Raw genomic sequence first — 17,045 nt, 5'->3', positions numbered from 1 at the left:
GGTTTCAGGTCCGGCGACGCCCCTCGGCCGTGTCCGGCACCTCCGGCCCGGCGCGTGGTACCCACCGCCGCGTCGAGGGCGGGACCTGCGCGGATACCGGCGCAGGCCGGGGGGACGAACACTGCGCCGTATCCGCCTCGCAACGTCTACGCGGCCGGTGCGCCGTCCGCCCCGCCGTGGAGTGTCGGGCAGGTAGGCGGGACGGACGGCGCCAGGTGGGCCGCCGTACCGCACGAGGGGGAGTGCGGCGGCCCGGCCGCTCCTTGCGAGACGACCAAGTCAACAGCCGGCGGGCCGGGCACGGCAGGGCGCACAACGGCCCGATCCGGGCATTACGTTCACACCCCGTGCGATGTCCCGCTCCATTACGCTGTGGCTGCCGAGCCTCCGGAGGGCCACATGCAGCCCAACACCCTGCTGGATTCGCTGATCGACGAGGCGCGCATGTCCCACGCCGGGTTCGCCGCCCGGGTCAACAGGGCCGGACAGTCGCGCGGACTGGGCCTTCGGTACGAACACACGTCTGTGCTGCGGTGGTTGAGGGGCCAGCGGCCGCGCGGCCAGGTGCCCGAGCTGATCTGCCAGGTGCTGGGCGAACGGCTGGGACGCACCCTCACGCTCGACGACATCGGCCTCGGTGTGACCCCCGACGCGCCGCGCCGCGACGCCACCCTCTCGGTCTTCGTGGAGCGGGCCACCGCGCTGTGGCGCTCCGACCAGCAGCAGCGTGGTCATGTCGTGGCGGCGCCCGCCGTGACCGGTACGTATGCCGTGATGCCGGTCTGGGAGTGGGAGAACCCGCCGGAGGACGCGGACGTCTCGCGCAGTGGCCACAGCCGCGTCGGCCCGGCGGACATCGAACTGCTGCGGACGGCCAGGGCGCACTACGAGCTGATGTACCGCAGGGCGGGCGGTCTCGCCACCCACGCGCGGATCGTGGGTTTCCTCAACGCCGAGACGGCGCCCCTGCTGCGCGGCGGCTACAGCGACGCGATGGGCCGCCAACTGCACCGTGCCACCGGCGGATTGGTGGCGGTGGCCGGGATCTGCGCGTACGACTCCGACGCGCAGGGGCTCGCCCAGCGCTACTTCCACCAGGCGCTCCGGCTGGCGAAGGCCAGCGGGGACACCGGACTTGGCGCGTACGCCATCGCGCTGCTCGTCAACCAGTCGCTGTTCATGGGGGAGTACCGGCAGGCCGTGGCCTTCGCCGAGGCGGCGCTGCGCACGGCGGGCCGGGCGATCACCCCGGCGCTGGCGGCCGATCTCTACGCGATGCAGGCCAAGTCGTACGCGCTGCTCGGCGACGGGCGCGCGGCGCGGGTGTGCATCGGACGGGCGGAGGCCGAGGCGGGCCGGATCAGACCGGGTCAGGAGCCGGAGGAGACCGGTTATGTCGAGCCGGGCCTGGTCAATGTGCAGGTGGCCGAGGCGCTGCTCAGCCTCGGCGAGCTGGGCGCCGCGCGGACGCACGCCGCCGAGGCGGTGGGCGCCCCGGCGCACGACCGGGGGCGGGTGCACCGGCTCGCGATGCTCAGCCAGATCGAGCTGCGGCAGGGTGAGCCGGACCGGGCGGCCCGTACCGCGCGGGAGATGGCCGAGCGCGCGCGGGGGATGGAGTCGCTGCGGCTCAGGGACCGGATGGGCGTGGTGCGGCTGGGGCTGCTGGAGAGCGGCAGCGCGGCCGCGACGGAAGCGGCCGGATTCATCGCACGGGCCCTGCGCGTTCCCCTGTGAGGAGGCGCCTGCTGCCATATTGCCAACTCCCGATCGGAAGGTGGCAAAACCGTGCAGTGGGCGAACTTAAGCGAACACACCGTGTACGAGAATCCCTGGTTCCAGGTGAATCTGGCGGACGTCGAACTCCCCGACGGCCGGCATCTGGACCACTTCCTCATCCGACTCCGTCCGGTGGCAGTGGCGACGGCGGTCAACGAGGCCAACGAGGTGCTGATGATCTTCAGGCACCGCTTCATCACCGACAGCTGGGGCTGGGAACTCGCCGCGGGAGTCGTCGAGGACGGCGAGTCCGTCGAGACGGCGGCGGCGCGGGAGATGGAGGAGGAGACCGGATGGCGGCCCGGCCGCCTCCGCCATCTGCTCACCGTCGAGCCGTCCAACGGGCTGACCGACTCCAGGCACCATCTCTACTGGTCGGACGCGGCCACCTACACCGGCTACCCGGCGGACGACTTCGAGTCCTCACGCCGGGAGTGGATACCGCTCAAGCTCGTGCCCGACATGATCGCGCGGGGCGAGGTGCCGGCCGCCAACATGGCGGCCGGACTGCTGATGCTCCATCACCTGCGCCTGGGCGGCGGCGGGTAGCCGCGCAGGCGGCCCGGGGCCGCCTGCTCAGCCGTACGGGTAGAAGCCCGAGCCCGTCTTACGGCCGAGGCGCCCCGCGTCCACCATGCGCTGGAGCAGCGGGGGAGCGGCGTACAGGGGCTCCTTGTACTCCGCGTACATCGAATCGGCGACCGAGGCCACGGTGTCCAGGCCGATCAGATCGGCGAGCTTGAGCGGGCCCATCGGGTGGGCGCAGCCCATCTCCATGCCGTTGTCGATGTCCTCACGGCTCGCGATGCCGGACTCGAACATCCGGATCGCCGACAGCAGATAAGGAATGAGAAGGGCGTTCACCACGAAACCGGACCGGTCCTGGGCGCGGATCGCGTGCTTGCCCAGCACGTCCTGGACGACGGCCTCGGCGCGCTTGACCGTGTCGTCGGACGTCGTCAGGGCCGGGATCAGCTCGACGAGCTGCTGGACCGGTGCCGGGTTGAAGAAGTGGATGCCGATGACCTGGTCGGGCCGGGACGTCGCGACGGCCAGCTTGACCAGGGGGATGGAGGAGGTGTTGGACGACAGGATCGCGTCGGTGCGCGTCACGACCTGATCGAGGACCTGGAAGATCTCCGTCTTGACCTGCTCGTTCTCGACGACGGCCTCGATCACCAGATCGCGGTCGGCGAACTCCCCGAGGTCGGTGGTGAAGCTGAGCCGGTCGAGCGTCGCGTCGCGCTCCTCCTCGGAGATCTTGCCGCGTTCGGCGGCCTTGGAGAGGGAGTTGAAGAGGCGGGTACGCCCTATCTCCAGAGCCTCGCCGGTGGTCTCGGCGACCATCACTTCGAGGCCGCTGCGGGCGCACACCTCCGCGATGCCTGCGCCCATCTGGCCGCAGCCCACCACTCCGACGCGTTCGATGTCGGTCACATCGTGCCTTTCGCTGGTCCCTGTCCTGCGGGGCCCCGTGTGATTCCGGTGCCCGCTTCGGCCCCCGACGTTACTCCGCGCAGGTGTGTGCACGGCGGGCCGGGGCGGGCATGCTGTGCGGCAACGTCAGTCCGAGATAACCGACGAGGGGTCAGTAAATGCGGCAAATCGGTAGAAGAGGGTTCGTGGCGGTCACGACGGGTGCTCTCACGTCACTGGCGATGGCGGGCGACGCCGTCGCCACCACCGGAGCGGCGGCGGGCGCGGAGGGCGCCGCCGGGTCCGGTGGCCGTCACAGCGCGCGCAGTGAACTGCGCGGGATGTGGCTCGCCACGGTCGTGAACCGCGACTGGCCGTCGAAGCCCGGACTGCCCGTCGCCCAACAGCGCGCGGAACTGCTGAAGTTCCTGGACACCGCGGTCGACCGGAAGCTGAACGCGGTCATCTTCCAGGTCCGGCCGACCGCCGACGCGCTGTGGCCCTCGCCGTTCGAGCCGTGGGCCGAGTGTCTGACCGGCGTACAGGGCAAGGACCCGGGCTGGGACCCGCTGGGTACGGCCGTGAAGGAGGCCCACAAGCGGGGTCTGGAACTGCACGCCTGGTTCAACCCGTACCGGGTGGCCAATCACACGGACCCCTCCAGGCTGATCCCGAGCCACCCGGCGCGCAAGCACCCGGAGTGGATCCTGCCGTACGGCGGAAAGCTGTACTACAACCCGGGCATCCCCGAGGTCAGGAAGTTCGTCCAGGACGCCATGCTCGACGCCGTACGGCGCTACGACATCGACGCCGTGCACTGGGACGACTACTTCTATCCGTACCCGGTCGCCGGTCAGGTCTTCGACGACGACGCGCAGTACGAGCAGTACGGCGGCGGCTTCCCCGACAAGGCGTCCTGGCGGCGTGACAACACCGACCGGCTGGTGCGCGAGACGGCGGAGCGGATCAAGCAGATCAAGAAGCATGTCGCCTTCGGCATCAGCCCGTTCGGTGTGTGGCGCAACATCGCCACCGACCCGACCGGCTCCGACACCAAGGCCGGCGTGCAGACCTACGACGACCTCTACGCCGACACCAGGAAGTGGGTCAAGGAGGGCTGGATCGACTACATCACCCCGCAGGTCTACTGGAACATCGGCTTCGCCGCGGCCGACTACGCGAAGCTCGTGCCCTGGTGGAGCGCGGTGGTGAAGGGGACGGACGTCGACCTCTACATCGGCGAGGCCCTCTACAAGGCCGGCGACCCCGCCCAGCCCGCGCCGTGGCAGGACGTGGCGGAGGTCTCCCGGCATCTGGCCTTCGCGAAGAAGTACCCGGAGGTGCGGGGGCACTGCTACTTCTCCGCGCTGGAGTGTGTGAACGACAAGAACGGCGCGTTCGCGAAGGCGGTGGCCGACCACTACAAGTCGCGGGTCCGGCCGCCTCGGCAGGGCTGACGACCTTACGCGCGGGCGCGCTGCGTGACCGCGATGCACAGCAGTACGGCGACGGCCGCCAGCGGCGCGGCCGTTGCCAACTGCTCCCCGAGCAGCAGCACCGACCAGACCAGCGTCAGCAGCGGCTGCGCGAGCTGGAGCTGGCTGGCCTTCTCGACGCCGATCGCGGCCATGCCCCGGTACCAGATGTAGAGACCGAGGAAGGTCGACCCCGCCGCCACCCACACCAGGCCGGTCACGCCCTGAGCCGTCAGACGCACCGGCTCGAAGGACAGGGCGACGGCCGAGACCACCAGATTGAGCGGCAGACACGCCACCAGCGCCCAGCCGATCACCTGCCAGCCCGGCATCAGCCGCGCCAGCCTGCCGCCCTCCGTGTAACCGGCCGCGCACACCAGCAGCGCGCCGAACAGATACAGATCACCGGTCGAGACGGCCCCGCCGCTCTGCTGGAGGGTGAAGGCGATCACCACCGCCGCGCCCGCGACGGCCGCGCCCCAGAACGTACGGGAGGGGCGTCTGCCGGTACGGAGCGCCGAGAACGCGGCGGTACTCAGCGGCAGCAGCCCGACCACGACGGCGGCGTGCGCCGTGGTCGATGTCCGGAGGGCCAGCGTCGTCAGTATCGGGAAGCCCAGCACCACACCGGAGGCCACCACGGCGAACGCGCCCCAGTGCCGCCGCTCCGGGAGCGGCACGCGAAGCGCCAGCAGGAAGCCGCCCGCGATCAGCGCGGCGAGCACGCTGCGTATCGCGACCAGGGACCAGGGGCCGAAGCTCTCCAGCCCCCAGACCGTCGCCGGGAAGGTGAGCGAGAAGGCGAGGACGCCCGCTCCCGCGAGGAGGGTGCCGCCGGTGACCGCTACCGGGGCCGTACGAGTAGCGCTATCCTGTGCTGTCATGCAAGAGCGTAGCAGTGTGGCCGAGTTGGTGGAATCGCTACGAGCGGAGCTGAACCGCTACTCACCAGGTGGAAAGCTGCCGTCCAGCAGAGAGCTGGTCGAACGCCACCGGGTCTCCCCGGTCACCGTCTCCCGGGCGCTGGCCCAGCTCGCCGCCGAGGGCCTCGTCGTCACCCGCCCCGGCGCCGGATCCTTCCGCGCGCAGGCGAGGCCCGGCGCACCGCGGGCCGGGGACACCTCCTGGCAGGAGGTCGCCCTCAGCGCCGACGCCACCACCGAACTCGTGCCACGCAGCGTCGACTCCTCCGCCGTGCTGGCCTGCCTCGCCGCGCCCGGCCCCGGGGTGATCGAGTTCAACGGCGGCTACCTCCACTCCTCCCTCCAGCCCGAACAGGCCATGGCCGCCGCCCTGGCCCGCGCAGGACGCCGCCCCGGCACGTGGAGCCGCCCGCCCACCGACGGGCTGCCCGAACTCCGCGAGTGGTTCGCCCGCGGCATCGGCGACACCTGGACGGCCGCCGAAGTGCTCGTCACCTCCGGCGGCCAGAGCGCCCTCACCACCGCGCTGCGCGCACTCGCCCCGCCCGGCGCGCCCGTCCTCGTGGAATCGCCCACCTATCCGGGCATGCTCGCCATCGCGCGCGCCGCCGGACTGCGGCCCGTCCCCGTACCCGTGGACCCCGACGGCGTACGCCCCGAACTCCTCGCCGCCGCCTTCCACGCCACCGGTGCCCGGGTCTTCGTCTGCCAGCCCCTCATCCAGAACCCCACCGGAGCGGTCCTCTCCGCGGCGCGCCGGCCCGAGGCGCTGCGCATCGCACGCGAGGCCGGCGCCTTCGTGGTGGAGGACGACTTCGTCCGCCGCCTCATCCACGAGGACGCGGGCCCACTGCCCGGCCCCCTCGCCGCCGACGATCCCGACGGAGTCGTCGTCCATGTCTGCTCCCTCACCAAGGCGACCTCACCCAGCCTCCGCGTCGGAGTGCTGGCCGCCCGGGGCCCGGTGCTCGAACGGCTCCGCGCCATCCATGTCGTCGACTGCTTCTTCGTCGCCCGCCCCCTCCAGGAGGCGGCTCTCGAACTGGTCGGCTCACCCGCCTGGAACCGCCATCTGCGTTTCATCTCAAGGGAGTTGAGGGACCGCAGGGTCGCCATGACCACCGCCGTCCGCCGGCAGCTCCCCGAACTGGCCCTCCCGTACATCCCGCCCGGCGGCTACCACCTCTGGCTGCGCCTGCCCGACGGCACCGACGAACAGGCCCTGGTCTCCGCCGCGCTGCGAGCGGGCGTCGCCGTCACCCCCGGCCGTCCCTACTTCTGCGCCGAACCCTCCGCCGGCCACCTGCGGCTGGGCTTCGCGGCCGTCGCGGGACCGCAGGAGATCGCCGACGGCGTACGGCGGCTCCGTACCGCCTGCGACGAGGTACTCAGCCGGCGTGCAGGACCCGAAAGCGACCCGGAGCCGCCGGATCCCGGTCGACGACCTGGACCGGTGTCCACGCCCACTGCCACACGCTGATGCCCGGCGTACGGGAGAACTGGATCTGCCCACGGGTGCCTTCGACCGCGACGCGCGACCAGGCTTCGGCGATACGCGCCCGGTCCACGCCGTGCGAACGCAGTACATCGGCGAGGACGGCGATCGTGTCGTAGCCCTCGAAGGCGACGAAGGAGGGCGCTTCGGCCGGCCCCTCGCGGAGGGCCGCTTCGACCCGTACGCCGAGTGGCGTGAGGCGTTCCGGCAGGTAGCGCAGGAACGGGATCGCCGTGCCGTCGTCGCCCAGCGACGTCGCCCATTCGGCGAACTCCGGCTGCCCGGCCGGAGCACCGATCAAGATCTCGGCGAGGCGCGGGTCACGGCGGACGGACGTGACGATCGGCACGGCCGGCTCCGGGCTGCCGACCAGAAGGAGAAGGGCCGTCGCGCCGCTGTCGACGAGCGCGTCGCACACGGCCGTGGGGTCGAGGGCGCTCATGTCGAGTTCGACGACGGTGCCGCCGCGTACGGCGAGGTAGTCCCGCAGAATGCGGGTGCCCGCCGCCCAGTAGACACTCGGCGCGACCGCCAGGGCGATACGGCGGTGGCCCGCGCCCAGGAGGAAGTCCGCGTAGATCTGCCAGCCGTGCGACTGCGGCGGGGGCAGGCGCGCCACCCAGTCCGTGGGCTGTTCGGTGAGCGCGTCGAGCACCGCCGACGAGCAGAGGAACGGCAGGCCGAGGGCGTCGGCCCTGGTGGCGACCGCGCGAGCGACGACGCTGTGATACTCCCCCGCCAGGGCGGCCACGCCCAGCCCGGCCAGTTCGTCCACGGCCGCCACGGCCTTCCCCGGATCGGCCGCGGTGTCCCGGACCACCAGCTCAAGCGGCCGTCCGGCGATCCCGCCGGTGTCGTTGACCTCGGACACGGCCAGTTCGAGTCCGGCGAGCAGATGCCGGCCCGCCTCGACCCAGCCGGGCCGGGTCAGCGGAACGAGAGCGCCGATCCGGACGGGCGATCCGTCGGTCGGCTCCGCTTGAGGTGACGAGGGCGGTGGCGATGTGTTCATGCGTCGGCGTCCATGCCGGACATTGCATCCACCACGATCAGCGACGGGCAACCGAATATTCGCGTGCTTGTACGTGTGCCTGTGCGACCGGCCGGTGGGATCGGACGGACATCAAGTCGACGTCTCGATGGTGGCACCCGCCACTGACAACGGGCCCGCCACCTGGCAGCCTTCCGCCATGACCGAGACGACGACCTCCGCCGCGTACGACATCTCGACCGACCCCGCGCGCCTCGACGCGGAGCGGATCCACCGCTGGCTGTCCACCGACGCCTACTGGGCGCTCGGCCGCGACCGCGCCGTCCAGGACAGGGCGATCGCCGGATCGCTCAACTTCGGCGCCTACGACGCCGCTTCGGGCGAACAGGTCGCCTACGCCCGCGTCGTCACGGACCACGCCACCTTCGCCTGGCTCTGCGACGTGTACGTCGACCCCGTCGCACGCGGCAAGGGACTCGGCACCGAACTGGTCGCCGCCGCACGTGACCACCTCGCCCTGCTGGGGCTCCGGCGCATGATGCTGGCCACGGAGGACGCCCACGGCGTCTACGAGAAGGTGGGGTTCAAGTCGCTCGAAAACCCCCTGATGTGGATGACTCTGGACCTTCAGCCCCCCTCTTGACCTGTGCGACTTTCGGGCTCACGATCCCGGCATGAGTGTTCGGGTCACGTTGGTCGCCGCCGCGCGCAGCTCAGCCCCACTTGCCGAGCGTTTCGACGACGACCGTCCCCTCGACCAGGCCGGCTGGCACGAGGTGCAGCTCGTCGCGCACGCCCTCGTGCCGCTGGCCGCCGCCGATCTGCGCTACTGCTCGCCCACCGCGCGCAGCCGCGCGACCGGGGAAGCACTCGGCTACGCGCCGCTCGTCCAGCCGGCCCTCCGGGACTGCGACATGGGCCGCTGGCGCGGCTGCACTTTCGCGGACGTCGCTGCCCGTGAACCCGCCGCCGTGGACGCCTGGCTCGCCGACCCGCGCTCCGCCCCGCACGGCGGCGAGCCGCTGCTGGCGTTCATCTCCCGGATAGGGGGCTGGCTGGACACGCGGCCGGCTGACGACATCGGCGCCATCGTCGCCGTCGCCGAACCGGCCGTCATCAGGGCGGCGCTCGTCTACGCCCTGCACGCCCCGGCCCCGACCTTCTGGAACGTGGACGTGCGCCCGCTGTCCACGGTCACCCTCATGGGCGGCGCCGGCCGCTGGAGCCTCCGCCTCGACGCCCGCCTCTGATCGCATCCGCCTCTGATCGCACCAGCCTCTGATCGCGCCCGCGTCTGACCAGCGCCCGCGCCCGGCCGGTGCCCGCGTCTGATCGGCGCCCGATTCCGTCAAGTGGCCGCGTGCGAAAGTGCCGTGATGACCAAGGCGACCGGACGCATGATCGCAGTCGTCGGCAGCAGTCCCGGAGTCGGCAAGTCGACTCTCTGTCACGCCATCGCCCGCAGGGCCGCCGATTCCGGCGCGACGGTCGACCACTTCGAGGAACCCGACAACTTCAGCCGCCCGTCCTTCGCGACTACGTCGCACGGTCCCGCGCCGGCGACCGCTCAGCCGGCCGTCGCGAACGCGTCCACGCCCGTGAGTTCGGCGGAGAGCTTCCAGAGCCGCGCCGCCTGCTCGGGGTCCGTCGCGTACGTGCGTACGCCGCCCTTGAAGTCGGCCTCGTCGGCGGGTTCGGCGATGTCGCAGTCCTCGCAGTACACGCCGCCCGCGTCCGCCAGCCGGTCCGAGGTCGCCGCCCACACCTGCGTGGACGCGCCCTGCTCCGGCGTCTTGAACGACGTGTTGAGCGGGTTGCCCTCCTCGTCGATCCACCCGAAGGCGACCATCTCCTCCTTGGGAAGGTGACGCTGGAGCGGCGTGAGGATGCCACCCGGGTGCACCGAGAAGGCCCGGACACCGGCGTCCTTGCCGAGCGCGTCGAGGTGCACGGCGAACAGCGCGTTGGCGGTCTTCGCCTGGCCGTACGCCTGCCACTTGTCGTAACCCCGCTCGAACCGCACGTCGTCCCAGCGGATGGGGGAGCCGCGGTGCCCGGCCGAGGAGACGGAGACGACGCGGGCGCCGCCGCGCTCGATCGCGGGCCAGAGGCGGTTGACGAGCGCGTAGTGGCCGAGGTGGTTCGTCGCGAACTGCGCCTCCCAGCCCGGTCCGACGCGGGTCTCGGGGCACGCCATGATCGCGGCGTTGTCGATCATGATGTCGATGGAGCGTCCGGAGGCCAGGAACTTCTCGGCGAAGGCGCGGACGCTGTCGAGGTCACCGAGGTCCATCTCGTCGACCTCGACCTTTCCCGCCGCTCCCTCGATCCCCGCGACGGCTTCCTCGGCGACGGCGGGCCGCCTGGCGGGCACCACGACGTGGGCGCCCGCGCGAGCCAGCGCGCGCGTCGTCTCCAGCCCCAGACCCGAGTAACCGCCGGTGACGACCGCGAGCTTCCCGCCCAGGTCCACACCGCGCAGAACCTCCTCGGCGGTGCTTCGCGCGCCGAAACCTGAACCGATCTTGTGCTGAGGAGTAGTCATGCTCCCGACGGTACGTATTGGAGTGTCCTCGAAGTCAAGCGCTCACCCCGGGTGCGCCGGACCGCCCCGGTGTCCGGCGGCCCGGCGTCGCAGGAAGTCGCGCTCGGCGGCGTTCTCCGTCCGGGCGGCGGCCGCCTCGTACGCCGCCACCGCCTCCGTACGACGGCCGAGGCGCCCGAGCAGATCGGCGCGGACGGCGTGGAACGCGTGGTAGCCGTCCAGCTCCGCCGCGAGGCCTTCCACGAGCGCCAGGGCGGCTTCGGGGCCGTCGACCTCGGCCACGGCGACCGCGCGGTTGAGCGCGACGACAGGGCTCGGAGCCAGGGCGAGGAGCTGGTCGTACAGCCGGTGGATCTGCCGCCAGTCCGTGGCCGCGGCGGTCGGCGCGTCGCTGTGCACGGCGTTGACCGCCGCCTGGATCTGGTATGGGCCCGGCCGGTCGCGCCGCAGACACTGCCGTACCAGGGCCCGGCCCTCGGCGACGAGCTCGCGGTCCCAGCGGCCGCGGTCCTGGTCGGAGAGGAGGACGAGGCCGCCGCCGTCGGCGGTGGTGCGGGCGGCCCGGCGCGACTCGATGAGCAGCATGAGCGCGAGCAGCCCCCTGGCCTCCGGCTCGTCCGGCATCAGGTCGACCAGCAGCCGGCCGAGGCGGACGGCCTCCTTACAGAGGTCGTCACGTACGAGCCGGTCGCCCGAGCTGGCCGTATAGCCCTCGTTGAAGATCAGATAGACGACGGACAGGACCGCCTTGAGGCGGTCGGGGAGGTCGGCGTCGCGCGGGATCCGGTACGGGATCCCGGCGTCGCGGATCTTGCCCTTGGCGCGTACGAGCCGCTGCGCCATGGTCGGTTCGGGTACCAGGAAGGCGTGGGCGATCTCGGCGGTGGTGAGCCCGCCCAGGAGCCGCAGGGTCAGGGCGACGCGGGCGGCGGGGGCGAGCGCGGGATGGCAGCAGGTGAAGATCAACCGGAGCCGGTCGTCGCGCACGGGGCCCTCCTCCGCCGGTTCGTCGGGGGCGTACAGGAGCGCGGCCTGCGCGTATCGGTCCGCGCGGGAGGCTTCCCGGCGGAGCCGGTCGACGGCCTTGTTGCGCGCCGTGGTGATGATCCAGCCGGCCGGGCTCGGCGGCGGTCCGGTGGCGGGCCAGCGCTGTACCGCCGTGGCGAACGCGTCCTGGACCGCCTCCTCGGCGACGTCGATGTCGCCGAAGACGCGGACCAGGACGGACACCGCCCGGCCGTACTCCTTACGGAAGACGCGTCCGATCTCGGACCGGGAGAGCGCGTCCGTCGCCGGGGAGTCGTTCGAGGAGACGTCCGGCGAGACGTCCGGCGAGTCGTCCGGGGAATCCGGCATCAGCTGTCGGTCTCGCCGAAGAACGGCCGCACCTCGATGGGGAGCGTCGTCGCCCGCGTGGCCTTGGCGCCCCATTCGAGCGCCGCGTCCAGATCGGGCGCCCGGACGATGCAGATTCCGCCGAGGTACTCCTTGCTCTCGGTGTACGGCCCGTCGGTCACGAGCACGTCGCCGCCCTCCGCCCGTACGACGGTGGCGGTGCTCGGCGAGTGCAGCCCACCGGCGAAGACCCAGGCGTCGGCGGCCTTCAGCTCCTCGTGGAAGGCTTCAAGATCGCGGGTGATCTCGGCCAGTACCTCGGGGGCGGGCGGCTCCCCGACGGGCTGGATCACGCTGAGCAGATACTGCTTCATTTCTGGTTCCTCCTCGGTGTCGGTGTCGTGCCGGCCTCTCACCGTCCGGCCGACCTCTCACCGTCCATACGAACGGCCCCGGCCCGGATCGACACGCGGAGGAGAACCGAACCGATATTTCTCAGCCCCACTCCTCGGAGCAGCGGACACAGCCCTCCCAGTGCGGCAGCGCGTTCAGGATCCGGTGCCGCACACACGACGCCATCGCCGCCTCGGCCGGGCCGGGAAAGCGCCCGTCGCGCGATGCGTCCGGCGACGGGGCGGGCTCGTACGCCTCGACCAGGTCCCTGAACCGCCGCAGACAGCGCTCCGCGTACGGCGCCTCGTAGTCCAGTTCCTCCCAGCGGTGCCGGGCCAGTGCCAGATCGGTCGTCCGCAGCACGAAGTCCTTCGCGTGAGCGCGTTCGGCCGGTGTCGCGCCCCAGTCGATGTCCGCGAGATCGAACCCGACGGCGCCCCTTCCGACGACGTTCTGGTCCTGGAGTGCCAGCAGGGCCGCGAAGCGGTAGTCCCAGGGCTCGTCGACCAGATCGGAGATGGCCAGCATCATGGCGTCGACGAAGACGGCCGTGCCGCCGTTGGACATGTCGAGGTCCGTGTCGCCGCCCCCGTGAAAAATATTCCCCATCCCGACTCCCGACCCTTCCGGTCCATCCCCACCGTACGGCGGCACGGATGTCCGTATCCGTGGGTCATACGGCCCTGTGGACATGGCACACCGGTCCGTCGCTCAGGAGACTGGGGAGGACGAGGACCAGCAACCGGAAGGCCCAGGTGATGACCATGACAGGCGACCTCTCCGTACCGGCGGGCGTGCCCGTGCCGGACACGAAGCTCGCGCGGGCGGCGACCGAGCTCGTACGCGACACCGTGAGCGAGCTGATCTACGACCACTCGCGCCGCGTCTACTTCTTCGGCAGCCTCCAGGGGCGCAACCGGGACCTCGGTTTCGACCCCGAACTCCTCTACATCGGGGCCATGTTCCACGATCTGGGCCTGGGCGAGCCCTTCCACGGCAGCGGGCGGCGCTTCGAGGTGGACAGCGCCGACGAGGCGCGCCGCTTCCTGCAGGCGCACCACGTGCCGGAGGACAGCGTCCGGCGCGTGTGGACCGCCATCGCCCTGCACACGACCCCGGGCGTGCCCGAGTTCATGGAGCCGGAGGTGGCGCTGGTGACGGCGGGTGTCGAGTACGACGTCCTCGGTATCGGCTACCACGACATCGGCGAGGCCGACCGGGCCGACATCGTGGCGCTGCACCCGCGCCCCGGCTTCAAGCAGCGCATTCTCGGCGCGTTCACGGACGGTGTCCGGCACAAGCCGGAGACCACGTTCGGCAACGTCAAGGCCGATGTACTCGCCCACTACGTGCCCGGCTTCGAGCGCGGCGACTTCGTGCGGACGATCCTGGACTCCCCGTGGCCCGAATGACCGCCGCCGGGCCCGCCGCCGGGCCCGCCGCCGGGCCCGCCGTCGCTCCCGCCGTGGTGGCCGTGGTCGCCTTCGACGGGGTGCAGCTCCTCGACGTGACGGGCCCGGCCGAGGTGTTCACCACGGCCAACATGTTCGGCGCGCGGTACGACGTACGGATCGTGTCCCCGGACGGTGCGGACGTGAGGACGTCGTCGGGGTTGCGCGTCGGCGTGGACGGCGGGCCGCAGACGCTGCCCGCCCGGCTGCACACGCTCGTCGTGCCCGGCCGGAGCGACTGGCGGCGAGCGGTCGCCGACCGGCGGCTCGTCGCGTTCGTCGGCGAACTGCTGGGGCGCTCACGGCGGATCACCTCGGTGTGCGCCGGCGCGTTCGTCCTGGCGGAGACGGGCGCGCTGGACGGTCGGCGCGCGGCGACGCACTGGCGGCTGGCGGCGCAGCTCGCCACCGCGTACCCACGGGTGCGCGTCGAGACGGACCCGGTATTCGTGCGGGACGGTGACGTCGTCACGTCCGCCGGTGTCACCGCCGGTATCGATCTCGCGCTCTCCCTGGTCGAGGACGACCACGGCGCCGACGTGGCGCGCGATGTCGCACGCGAGCTGGTGGTCTTCATGGCCCGCCCCGGCGGGCAGTCGCAGTTCAGCGCACGCCTGGCGCCGCGTACGGCGAGGCACCCGGTGGTACGGAGGGTGATGGACGCCGTCGGCGCCGACCCCGCCACCCCGCACAGCCTGGACTCCCTGGCAGACAGTGCCGGCGTCAGCGCCCGCCACCTCAGCAGGCTCTTCCGGAGCGAGACCGGAAGGACGCCCGGCCAGTATCTGGAATCCGTACGGCTGGAAGCAGCCCAGGCTCTCCTCGAATCGGGCGACGACTCCGTGGACACGGTGGCTGAGGCGGCCGGCTTCGGCTCGTCCGAGACGATGCGCCGCGTCTTCCAGCAGGCCTTCGGCATCGCCCCGACCGCCTACCGGGCCCGATTCCGTACGACGGCGCCCGCCGCGCCCATCAGGGGGTGAGCTGGGCCTCGATCCCGTCGACAATCCCCTTCAGGGATGGCGCTGTACGTACTGGCGTACCTCCACGGCCGACGGCGGGGCGTAGGATCCCGGCCGTGGCGCGATACGACGAGGTCAGAACGGCGTTCTGGGACAGCAACGGTGGAGACCGGGACGGCGAACAGCCGCCCCTCACCGACGAGTTGGTGGCGGAGGCGGAGCGCGTACTCGGCGTCACGCTCCCCGCGACCCTGCTCGACCTGCTTCGCCTGCACAACGGCGGTGCGGTGGCGCCCGCGTGGAACGCGCTGCCCACAGGTGAGCTGTTCGCCGAGTTGATGGGCATCGGACGTCTTCCCACGACCGGCACGACCGGCACGACCGGCACGACCGACGCGACCGGCACGACCGACGCGACCGGCACGACCGACGCGACCGGCACGGCGGCGGGATCCGTCGCCCCGCTGTCCGTACTCGACACCCCGTATCTCGTGGCGGAGTGGGAACTGCCGTCACCGATCGTGCTCATCGCGGGCGAGGGCCACTGGTGGATCGGGCTCGACTACCGGCAGTGCGGTCCGCGGGGCGAGCCGTCGGTCACCTGGTTCGACGCGGACGACGAGACGGAACTCGCCCTCGCGACGGACTTCCGGTCATTCGTCGAGGGGCTCGTCCCCTCCGGTGACCCGGCGACCCGGTGACCATGGCTTGACCCTGACGTGCGCGTCAGGGGTTAGCGTCCCGGCGATCCGGCGGCGAGCGTGTCCCGCTCCGCCGCCGCTGCCCGCCTCGGACGACGCCCAGGAGCCCGGACATGACGACACACCTGCCCACCACCAGCCGCGAGATCCGGCTCACCGCCGTACCCGACGGGCTGCCGGACACGCGGCACCTCACCGTCACGGAGACACCGCTGCCCAGCCCGGGGCCGGGCCAAGTCCTGGTCAGGAACCAGCACTTCCTGGTCTTTCCCGGCCTCCGCACACTGATCGGCGGCGAGGTCGACGGCGTCCCGCTGCCGGCCCTGCGCGCCGGTGACACGCTGTTCGGGCCGGCCGTCGGCGCGGTCGTCGCCGCGCCGGCCGACAGTCCGCTGCGGCCGGGCGACCAGGTCTCCCACCTCCTCGGCTGGCGGGAGTACGCCTTGGTGCCGGCCACCGAATGCGCCGCGCTGGACGGCGCGTTGCCCGACCCGGCGGCGTACCTCGCGCAGGGCTCGTCGGGTTACGGAGCGCTGACGCGCCTCGCCGAGATCTCACCGGGCGACACCGTCCTCGTCACCGGCGCGGCGGGCGCGGTGGGCACCCTCGCCGGACAGATCGCCCGGCTGCTGGGCGCCGGTCGGGTCATCGGGAGCACGGGCTCGCCGGAGAAGGCGGAGCGGCTGGTGCGCGAACTCGGTTACGACGCCGTCCTCCTGCGCGGCGCGGCACCCTTCGCGGAGCAGCTCACCGAGGCGGCGCCGGACGGGATCGACGTCCTGCTGGACACCGTCGGCGGCGAGCAACTGGTGGCGGCGCTCGGCGCGGCGCGGCAAGGGGCGCGGTTCGCGCTGGTCGGCGCGTTGTCGGGCCAACTGTCGGCCGACCGGCGGGGCGGCAGCGCACCGGTGGAGATCGACGCCTTCCGCCTCGTCGTGAGAGGCATCTCCCTGGGCGGATACAGCGGCGCGGACCACCCCGAGGTGGAGGGGGAGTGGGTCGAGCGGTTCGCCGAGTGGCTGCGCGCGGGCGAGATCACCTTTCCCCACGACCGGATCGCGGGCATAGAGCGCGCGCCGGAGGCGTTGGAGGGTCTCATCAAGGGGCGCCACTTCGGCGCGGTCGTGGTGGAACTCTGACACGGACGGGAGTCGAGGTGCGGATCGGTGACGCGGCGGCAGCGGCGGGCACGACGCCCAGAGCCCTGCGCTTCTACGAGGAACGCGGCCTGCTGGCGCCCCCTGTCCGTACGGCCTCCGGTCAACGGGACTACGGGCCCGACGAGGTGGCCCGCGTCCGCGTCATCCGCGAACTGCTCGCCCTCGGCCTCACGGTCGAAGACCTCCGCGCTTTTACCGACCGGCTGTACCTGCTCGCCCAGGATCCACCGCGGCCCTGCGGCTCCACCGAACCCGGGGCGGCCACGTCCGCCGTCGTGAACCGCAGGCTCGCGGCACTCGACGCGGAGATCGCGCGGCTGACGCGGTTGCGGGAACGACTCGCGCGGGAGGCAGGCCGTCAGCCCGCGACACCCACGGCGTAACAGGTCGCGACGGCCTCGTCCTCGCGACGGTCTCAC

General features: G+C 72.0%; 18 protein-coding genes. 11 read left to right on the top strand and 7 right to left on the bottom strand.

Annotated features, from left to right (window positions below):
* Window positions 1–399: 399 nt before the first annotated feature.
* Window positions 400–1,737 (top strand): transcriptional regulator, encoded by a 1,338-nt coding sequence (locus tag ACFT9I_RS34665; RefSeq protein WP_382571114.1) that lies wholly within the window; start codon window positions 400–402, stop codon window positions 1,735–1,737.
* 51 nt (window positions 1,738–1,788) lie between these two features.
* Entirely contained in the window at window positions 1,789–2,328 is a 540-nt protein-coding gene (locus tag ACFT9I_RS34660; protein WP_382571113.1) for an NUDIX hydrolase, read from the top strand.
* A gap of 27 nt (window positions 2,329–2,355) precedes the next feature.
* Here ACFT9I_RS34660 and ACFT9I_RS34655 read toward each other — a convergent pair whose 3' ends face one another.
* Window positions 2,356–3,216, bottom strand: a complete 861-nt coding sequence (locus tag ACFT9I_RS34655; RefSeq protein WP_382571111.1) for a 3-hydroxybutyryl-CoA dehydrogenase — start codon at window positions 3,214–3,216, stop codon at window positions 2,356–2,358.
* A 158-nt stretch (window positions 3,217–3,374) separates the two neighbouring features.
* Here ACFT9I_RS34655 and ACFT9I_RS34650 point away from each other — a divergent pair, with 158 nt between their 5' ends.
* Entirely contained in the window at window positions 3,375–4,652 is a 1,278-nt protein-coding gene (locus ACFT9I_RS34650; RefSeq protein ID WP_382571109.1) for a glycoside hydrolase family 10 protein, read from the top strand.
* A 5-nt stretch (window positions 4,653–4,657) separates the two neighbouring features.
* On the opposite strand, the gene ACFT9I_RS34645 is transcribed toward ACFT9I_RS34650, so the two are convergent.
* The gene (locus ACFT9I_RS34645) at window positions 4,658–5,554 is read right to left on the bottom strand and encodes a DMT family transporter (protein ID WP_382571107.1); all 897 of its coding nucleotides are present in this window, start codon (window positions 5,552–5,554) and stop codon (window positions 4,658–4,660) included.
* Here ACFT9I_RS34645 and ACFT9I_RS34640 point away from each other — a divergent pair.
* Entirely contained in the window at window positions 5,553–7,073 is a 1,521-nt protein-coding gene (locus ACFT9I_RS34640) for a PLP-dependent aminotransferase family protein (protein WP_382571105.1), read from the top strand. The two genes, ACFT9I_RS34645 and ACFT9I_RS34640, sit on opposite strands and share 2 nt — an antisense overlap.
* On the opposite strand, the gene ACFT9I_RS34635 is transcribed toward ACFT9I_RS34640, so the two are convergent.
* Complete coding sequence (locus tag ACFT9I_RS34635; RefSeq protein ID WP_382571104.1) at window positions 6,982–8,100, bottom strand: ABC transporter substrate-binding protein; 1,119 nt, start codon at window positions 8,098–8,100, stop codon at window positions 6,982–6,984. The genes ACFT9I_RS34640 and ACFT9I_RS34635 overlap by 92 nt on opposite strands.
* Window positions 8,101–8,278: 178 nt before the next feature.
* Between ACFT9I_RS34635 and ACFT9I_RS34630 the strand changes: the two genes are divergently transcribed.
* Together ACFT9I_RS34630 and ACFT9I_RS34625 are read left to right on the top strand one after the other, a co-directional pair.
* A complete protein-coding gene (locus tag ACFT9I_RS34630) occupies window positions 8,279–8,722 on the top strand; it encodes a GNAT family N-acetyltransferase (protein WP_382571102.1) in 444 nt (147 codons plus the stop codon).
* 31 nt (window positions 8,723–8,753) lie between these two features.
* Window positions 8,754–9,329 (top strand): histidine phosphatase family protein, encoded by a 576-nt coding sequence (locus ACFT9I_RS34625; RefSeq protein WP_382571100.1) that lies wholly within the window; start codon window positions 8,754–8,756, stop codon window positions 9,327–9,329.
* Window positions 9,330–9,646: 317 nt separating this feature from the next.
* Here ACFT9I_RS34625 and ACFT9I_RS34620 read toward each other — a convergent pair whose 3' ends face one another.
* From ACFT9I_RS34620 to ACFT9I_RS34605, 4 genes are all read right to left on the bottom strand, one after another.
* Window positions 9,647–10,624: an SDR family NAD(P)-dependent oxidoreductase gene (locus tag ACFT9I_RS34620; RefSeq protein ID WP_382571098.1), complete on the bottom strand. Its 978-nt coding sequence runs from the start codon at window positions 10,622–10,624 to the stop codon at window positions 9,647–9,649.
* A gap of 42 nt (window positions 10,625–10,666) precedes the next feature.
* A complete protein-coding gene (locus ACFT9I_RS34615; protein ID WP_382571097.1) occupies window positions 10,667–11,980 on the bottom strand; it encodes an RNA polymerase sigma factor in 1,314 nt (437 codons plus the stop codon).
* Window positions 11,980–12,333 carry a YciI family protein gene (locus tag ACFT9I_RS34610; protein ID WP_382571095.1) on the bottom strand — a complete coding sequence of 118 codons (354 nt, stop codon included), beginning with the start codon at window positions 12,331–12,333 and terminating at the stop codon, window positions 11,980–11,982. The genes ACFT9I_RS34615 and ACFT9I_RS34610 overlap by 1 nt, the downstream gene beginning before the upstream one ends.
* A gap of 121 nt (window positions 12,334–12,454) precedes the next feature.
* Window positions 12,455–12,961 (bottom strand): hypothetical protein, encoded by a 507-nt coding sequence (locus ACFT9I_RS34605; protein WP_382571094.1) that lies wholly within the window; start codon window positions 12,959–12,961, stop codon window positions 12,455–12,457.
* Between the two features lie 155 nt (window positions 12,962–13,116).
* Here ACFT9I_RS34605 and ACFT9I_RS34600 point away from each other — a divergent pair, with 155 nt between their 5' ends.
* From ACFT9I_RS34600 to ACFT9I_RS34580, 5 genes are all read left to right on the top strand, one after another.
* Window positions 13,117–13,764, top strand: coding sequence for an HD domain-containing protein (locus ACFT9I_RS34600; protein ID WP_382571093.1), 648 nt, complete (start codon window positions 13,117–13,119; stop codon window positions 13,762–13,764).
* Complete coding sequence (locus ACFT9I_RS34595; RefSeq protein ID WP_382571116.1) at window positions 13,761–14,786, top strand: GlxA family transcriptional regulator; 1,026 nt, start codon at window positions 13,761–13,763, stop codon at window positions 14,784–14,786. The genes ACFT9I_RS34600 and ACFT9I_RS34595 overlap by 4 nt, the downstream gene beginning before the upstream one ends.
* A 95-nt stretch (window positions 14,787–14,881) precedes the next feature.
* On the top strand, window positions 14,882–15,466 hold the full coding sequence (locus ACFT9I_RS34590) for an SMI1/KNR4 family protein (protein WP_382571091.1): 585 nt from the start codon (window positions 14,882–14,884) through the stop codon (window positions 15,464–15,466).
* Between the two features lie 113 nt (window positions 15,467–15,579).
* Window positions 15,580–16,605: an MDR family NADP-dependent oxidoreductase gene (locus tag ACFT9I_RS34585; RefSeq protein WP_382571090.1), complete on the top strand. Its 1,026-nt coding sequence runs from the start codon at window positions 15,580–15,582 to the stop codon at window positions 16,603–16,605.
* Between the two features lie 17 nt (window positions 16,606–16,622).
* A complete protein-coding gene (locus tag ACFT9I_RS34580; protein ID WP_382571088.1) occupies window positions 16,623–17,009 on the top strand; it encodes a MerR family transcriptional regulator in 387 nt (128 codons plus the stop codon).
* Window positions 17,010–17,045: the final 36 nt, after the last annotated feature.

It is taken from the genome of Streptomyces sp. NPDC057137, assembly GCF_042670825.1.
Taxonomy (GTDB): domain Bacteria; phylum Actinomycetota; class Actinomycetes; order Streptomycetales; family Streptomycetaceae; genus Streptomyces.
Note: the sequence above shows the minus strand (reverse complement) of the source record. Positions and strands in the feature narration are given on the sequence as shown.

What these genes read in the sequence shown, in the direction of transcription:
- ACFT9I_RS34665 (WP_382571114.1), top strand. Translation starts at nt 400, where the DNA reads ATGCAGCCCAACACCCTGCTGGATTCGCTGATCGACGAGGCGCGCATG.
- ACFT9I_RS34650 (WP_382571109.1), top strand. Translation starts at nt 3,375, where the DNA reads ATGCGGCAAATCGGTAGAAGAGGGTTCGTGGCGGTCACGACGGGTGCT.
- ACFT9I_RS34640 (WP_382571105.1), top strand. Translation starts at nt 5,553, where the DNA reads ATGCAAGAGCGTAGCAGTGTGGCCGAGTTGGTGGAATCGCTACGAGCG.
- ACFT9I_RS34645 (WP_382571107.1), bottom strand. Translation starts at nt 5,554, where the DNA reads ATGACAGCACAGGATAGCGCTACTCGTACGGCCCCGGTAGCGGTCACC.
- ACFT9I_RS34635 (WP_382571104.1), bottom strand. Translation starts at nt 8,100, where the DNA reads ATGAACACATCGCCACCGCCCTCGTCACCTCAAGCGGAGCCGACCGAC.
- ACFT9I_RS34630 (WP_382571102.1), top strand. Translation starts at nt 8,279, where the DNA reads ATGACCGAGACGACGACCTCCGCCGCGTACGACATCTCGACCGACCCC.
- ACFT9I_RS34625 (WP_382571100.1), top strand. Translation starts at nt 8,754, where the DNA reads ATGAGTGTTCGGGTCACGTTGGTCGCCGCCGCGCGCAGCTCAGCCCCA.
- ACFT9I_RS34620 (WP_382571098.1), bottom strand. Translation starts at nt 10,624, where the DNA reads ATGACTACTCCTCAGCACAAGATCGGTTCAGGTTTCGGCGCGCGAAGC.
- ACFT9I_RS34615 (WP_382571097.1), bottom strand. Translation starts at nt 11,980, where the DNA reads ATGCCGGATTCCCCGGACGACTCGCCGGACGTCTCGCCGGACGTCTCC.
- ACFT9I_RS34610 (WP_382571095.1), bottom strand. Translation starts at nt 12,333, where the DNA reads ATGAAGCAGTATCTGCTCAGCGTGATCCAGCCCGTCGGGGAGCCGCCC.
- ACFT9I_RS34605 (WP_382571094.1), bottom strand. Translation starts at nt 12,961, where the DNA reads ATGGGGAATATTTTTCACGGGGGCGGCGACACGGACCTCGACATGTCC.
- ACFT9I_RS34600 (WP_382571093.1), top strand. Translation starts at nt 13,117, where the DNA reads ATGACAGGCGACCTCTCCGTACCGGCGGGCGTGCCCGTGCCGGACACG.
- ACFT9I_RS34595 (WP_382571116.1), top strand. Translation starts at nt 13,761, where the DNA reads ATGACCGCCGCCGGGCCCGCCGCCGGGCCCGCCGCCGGGCCCGCCGTC.
- ACFT9I_RS34585 (WP_382571090.1), top strand. Translation starts at nt 15,580, where the DNA reads ATGACGACACACCTGCCCACCACCAGCCGCGAGATCCGGCTCACCGCC.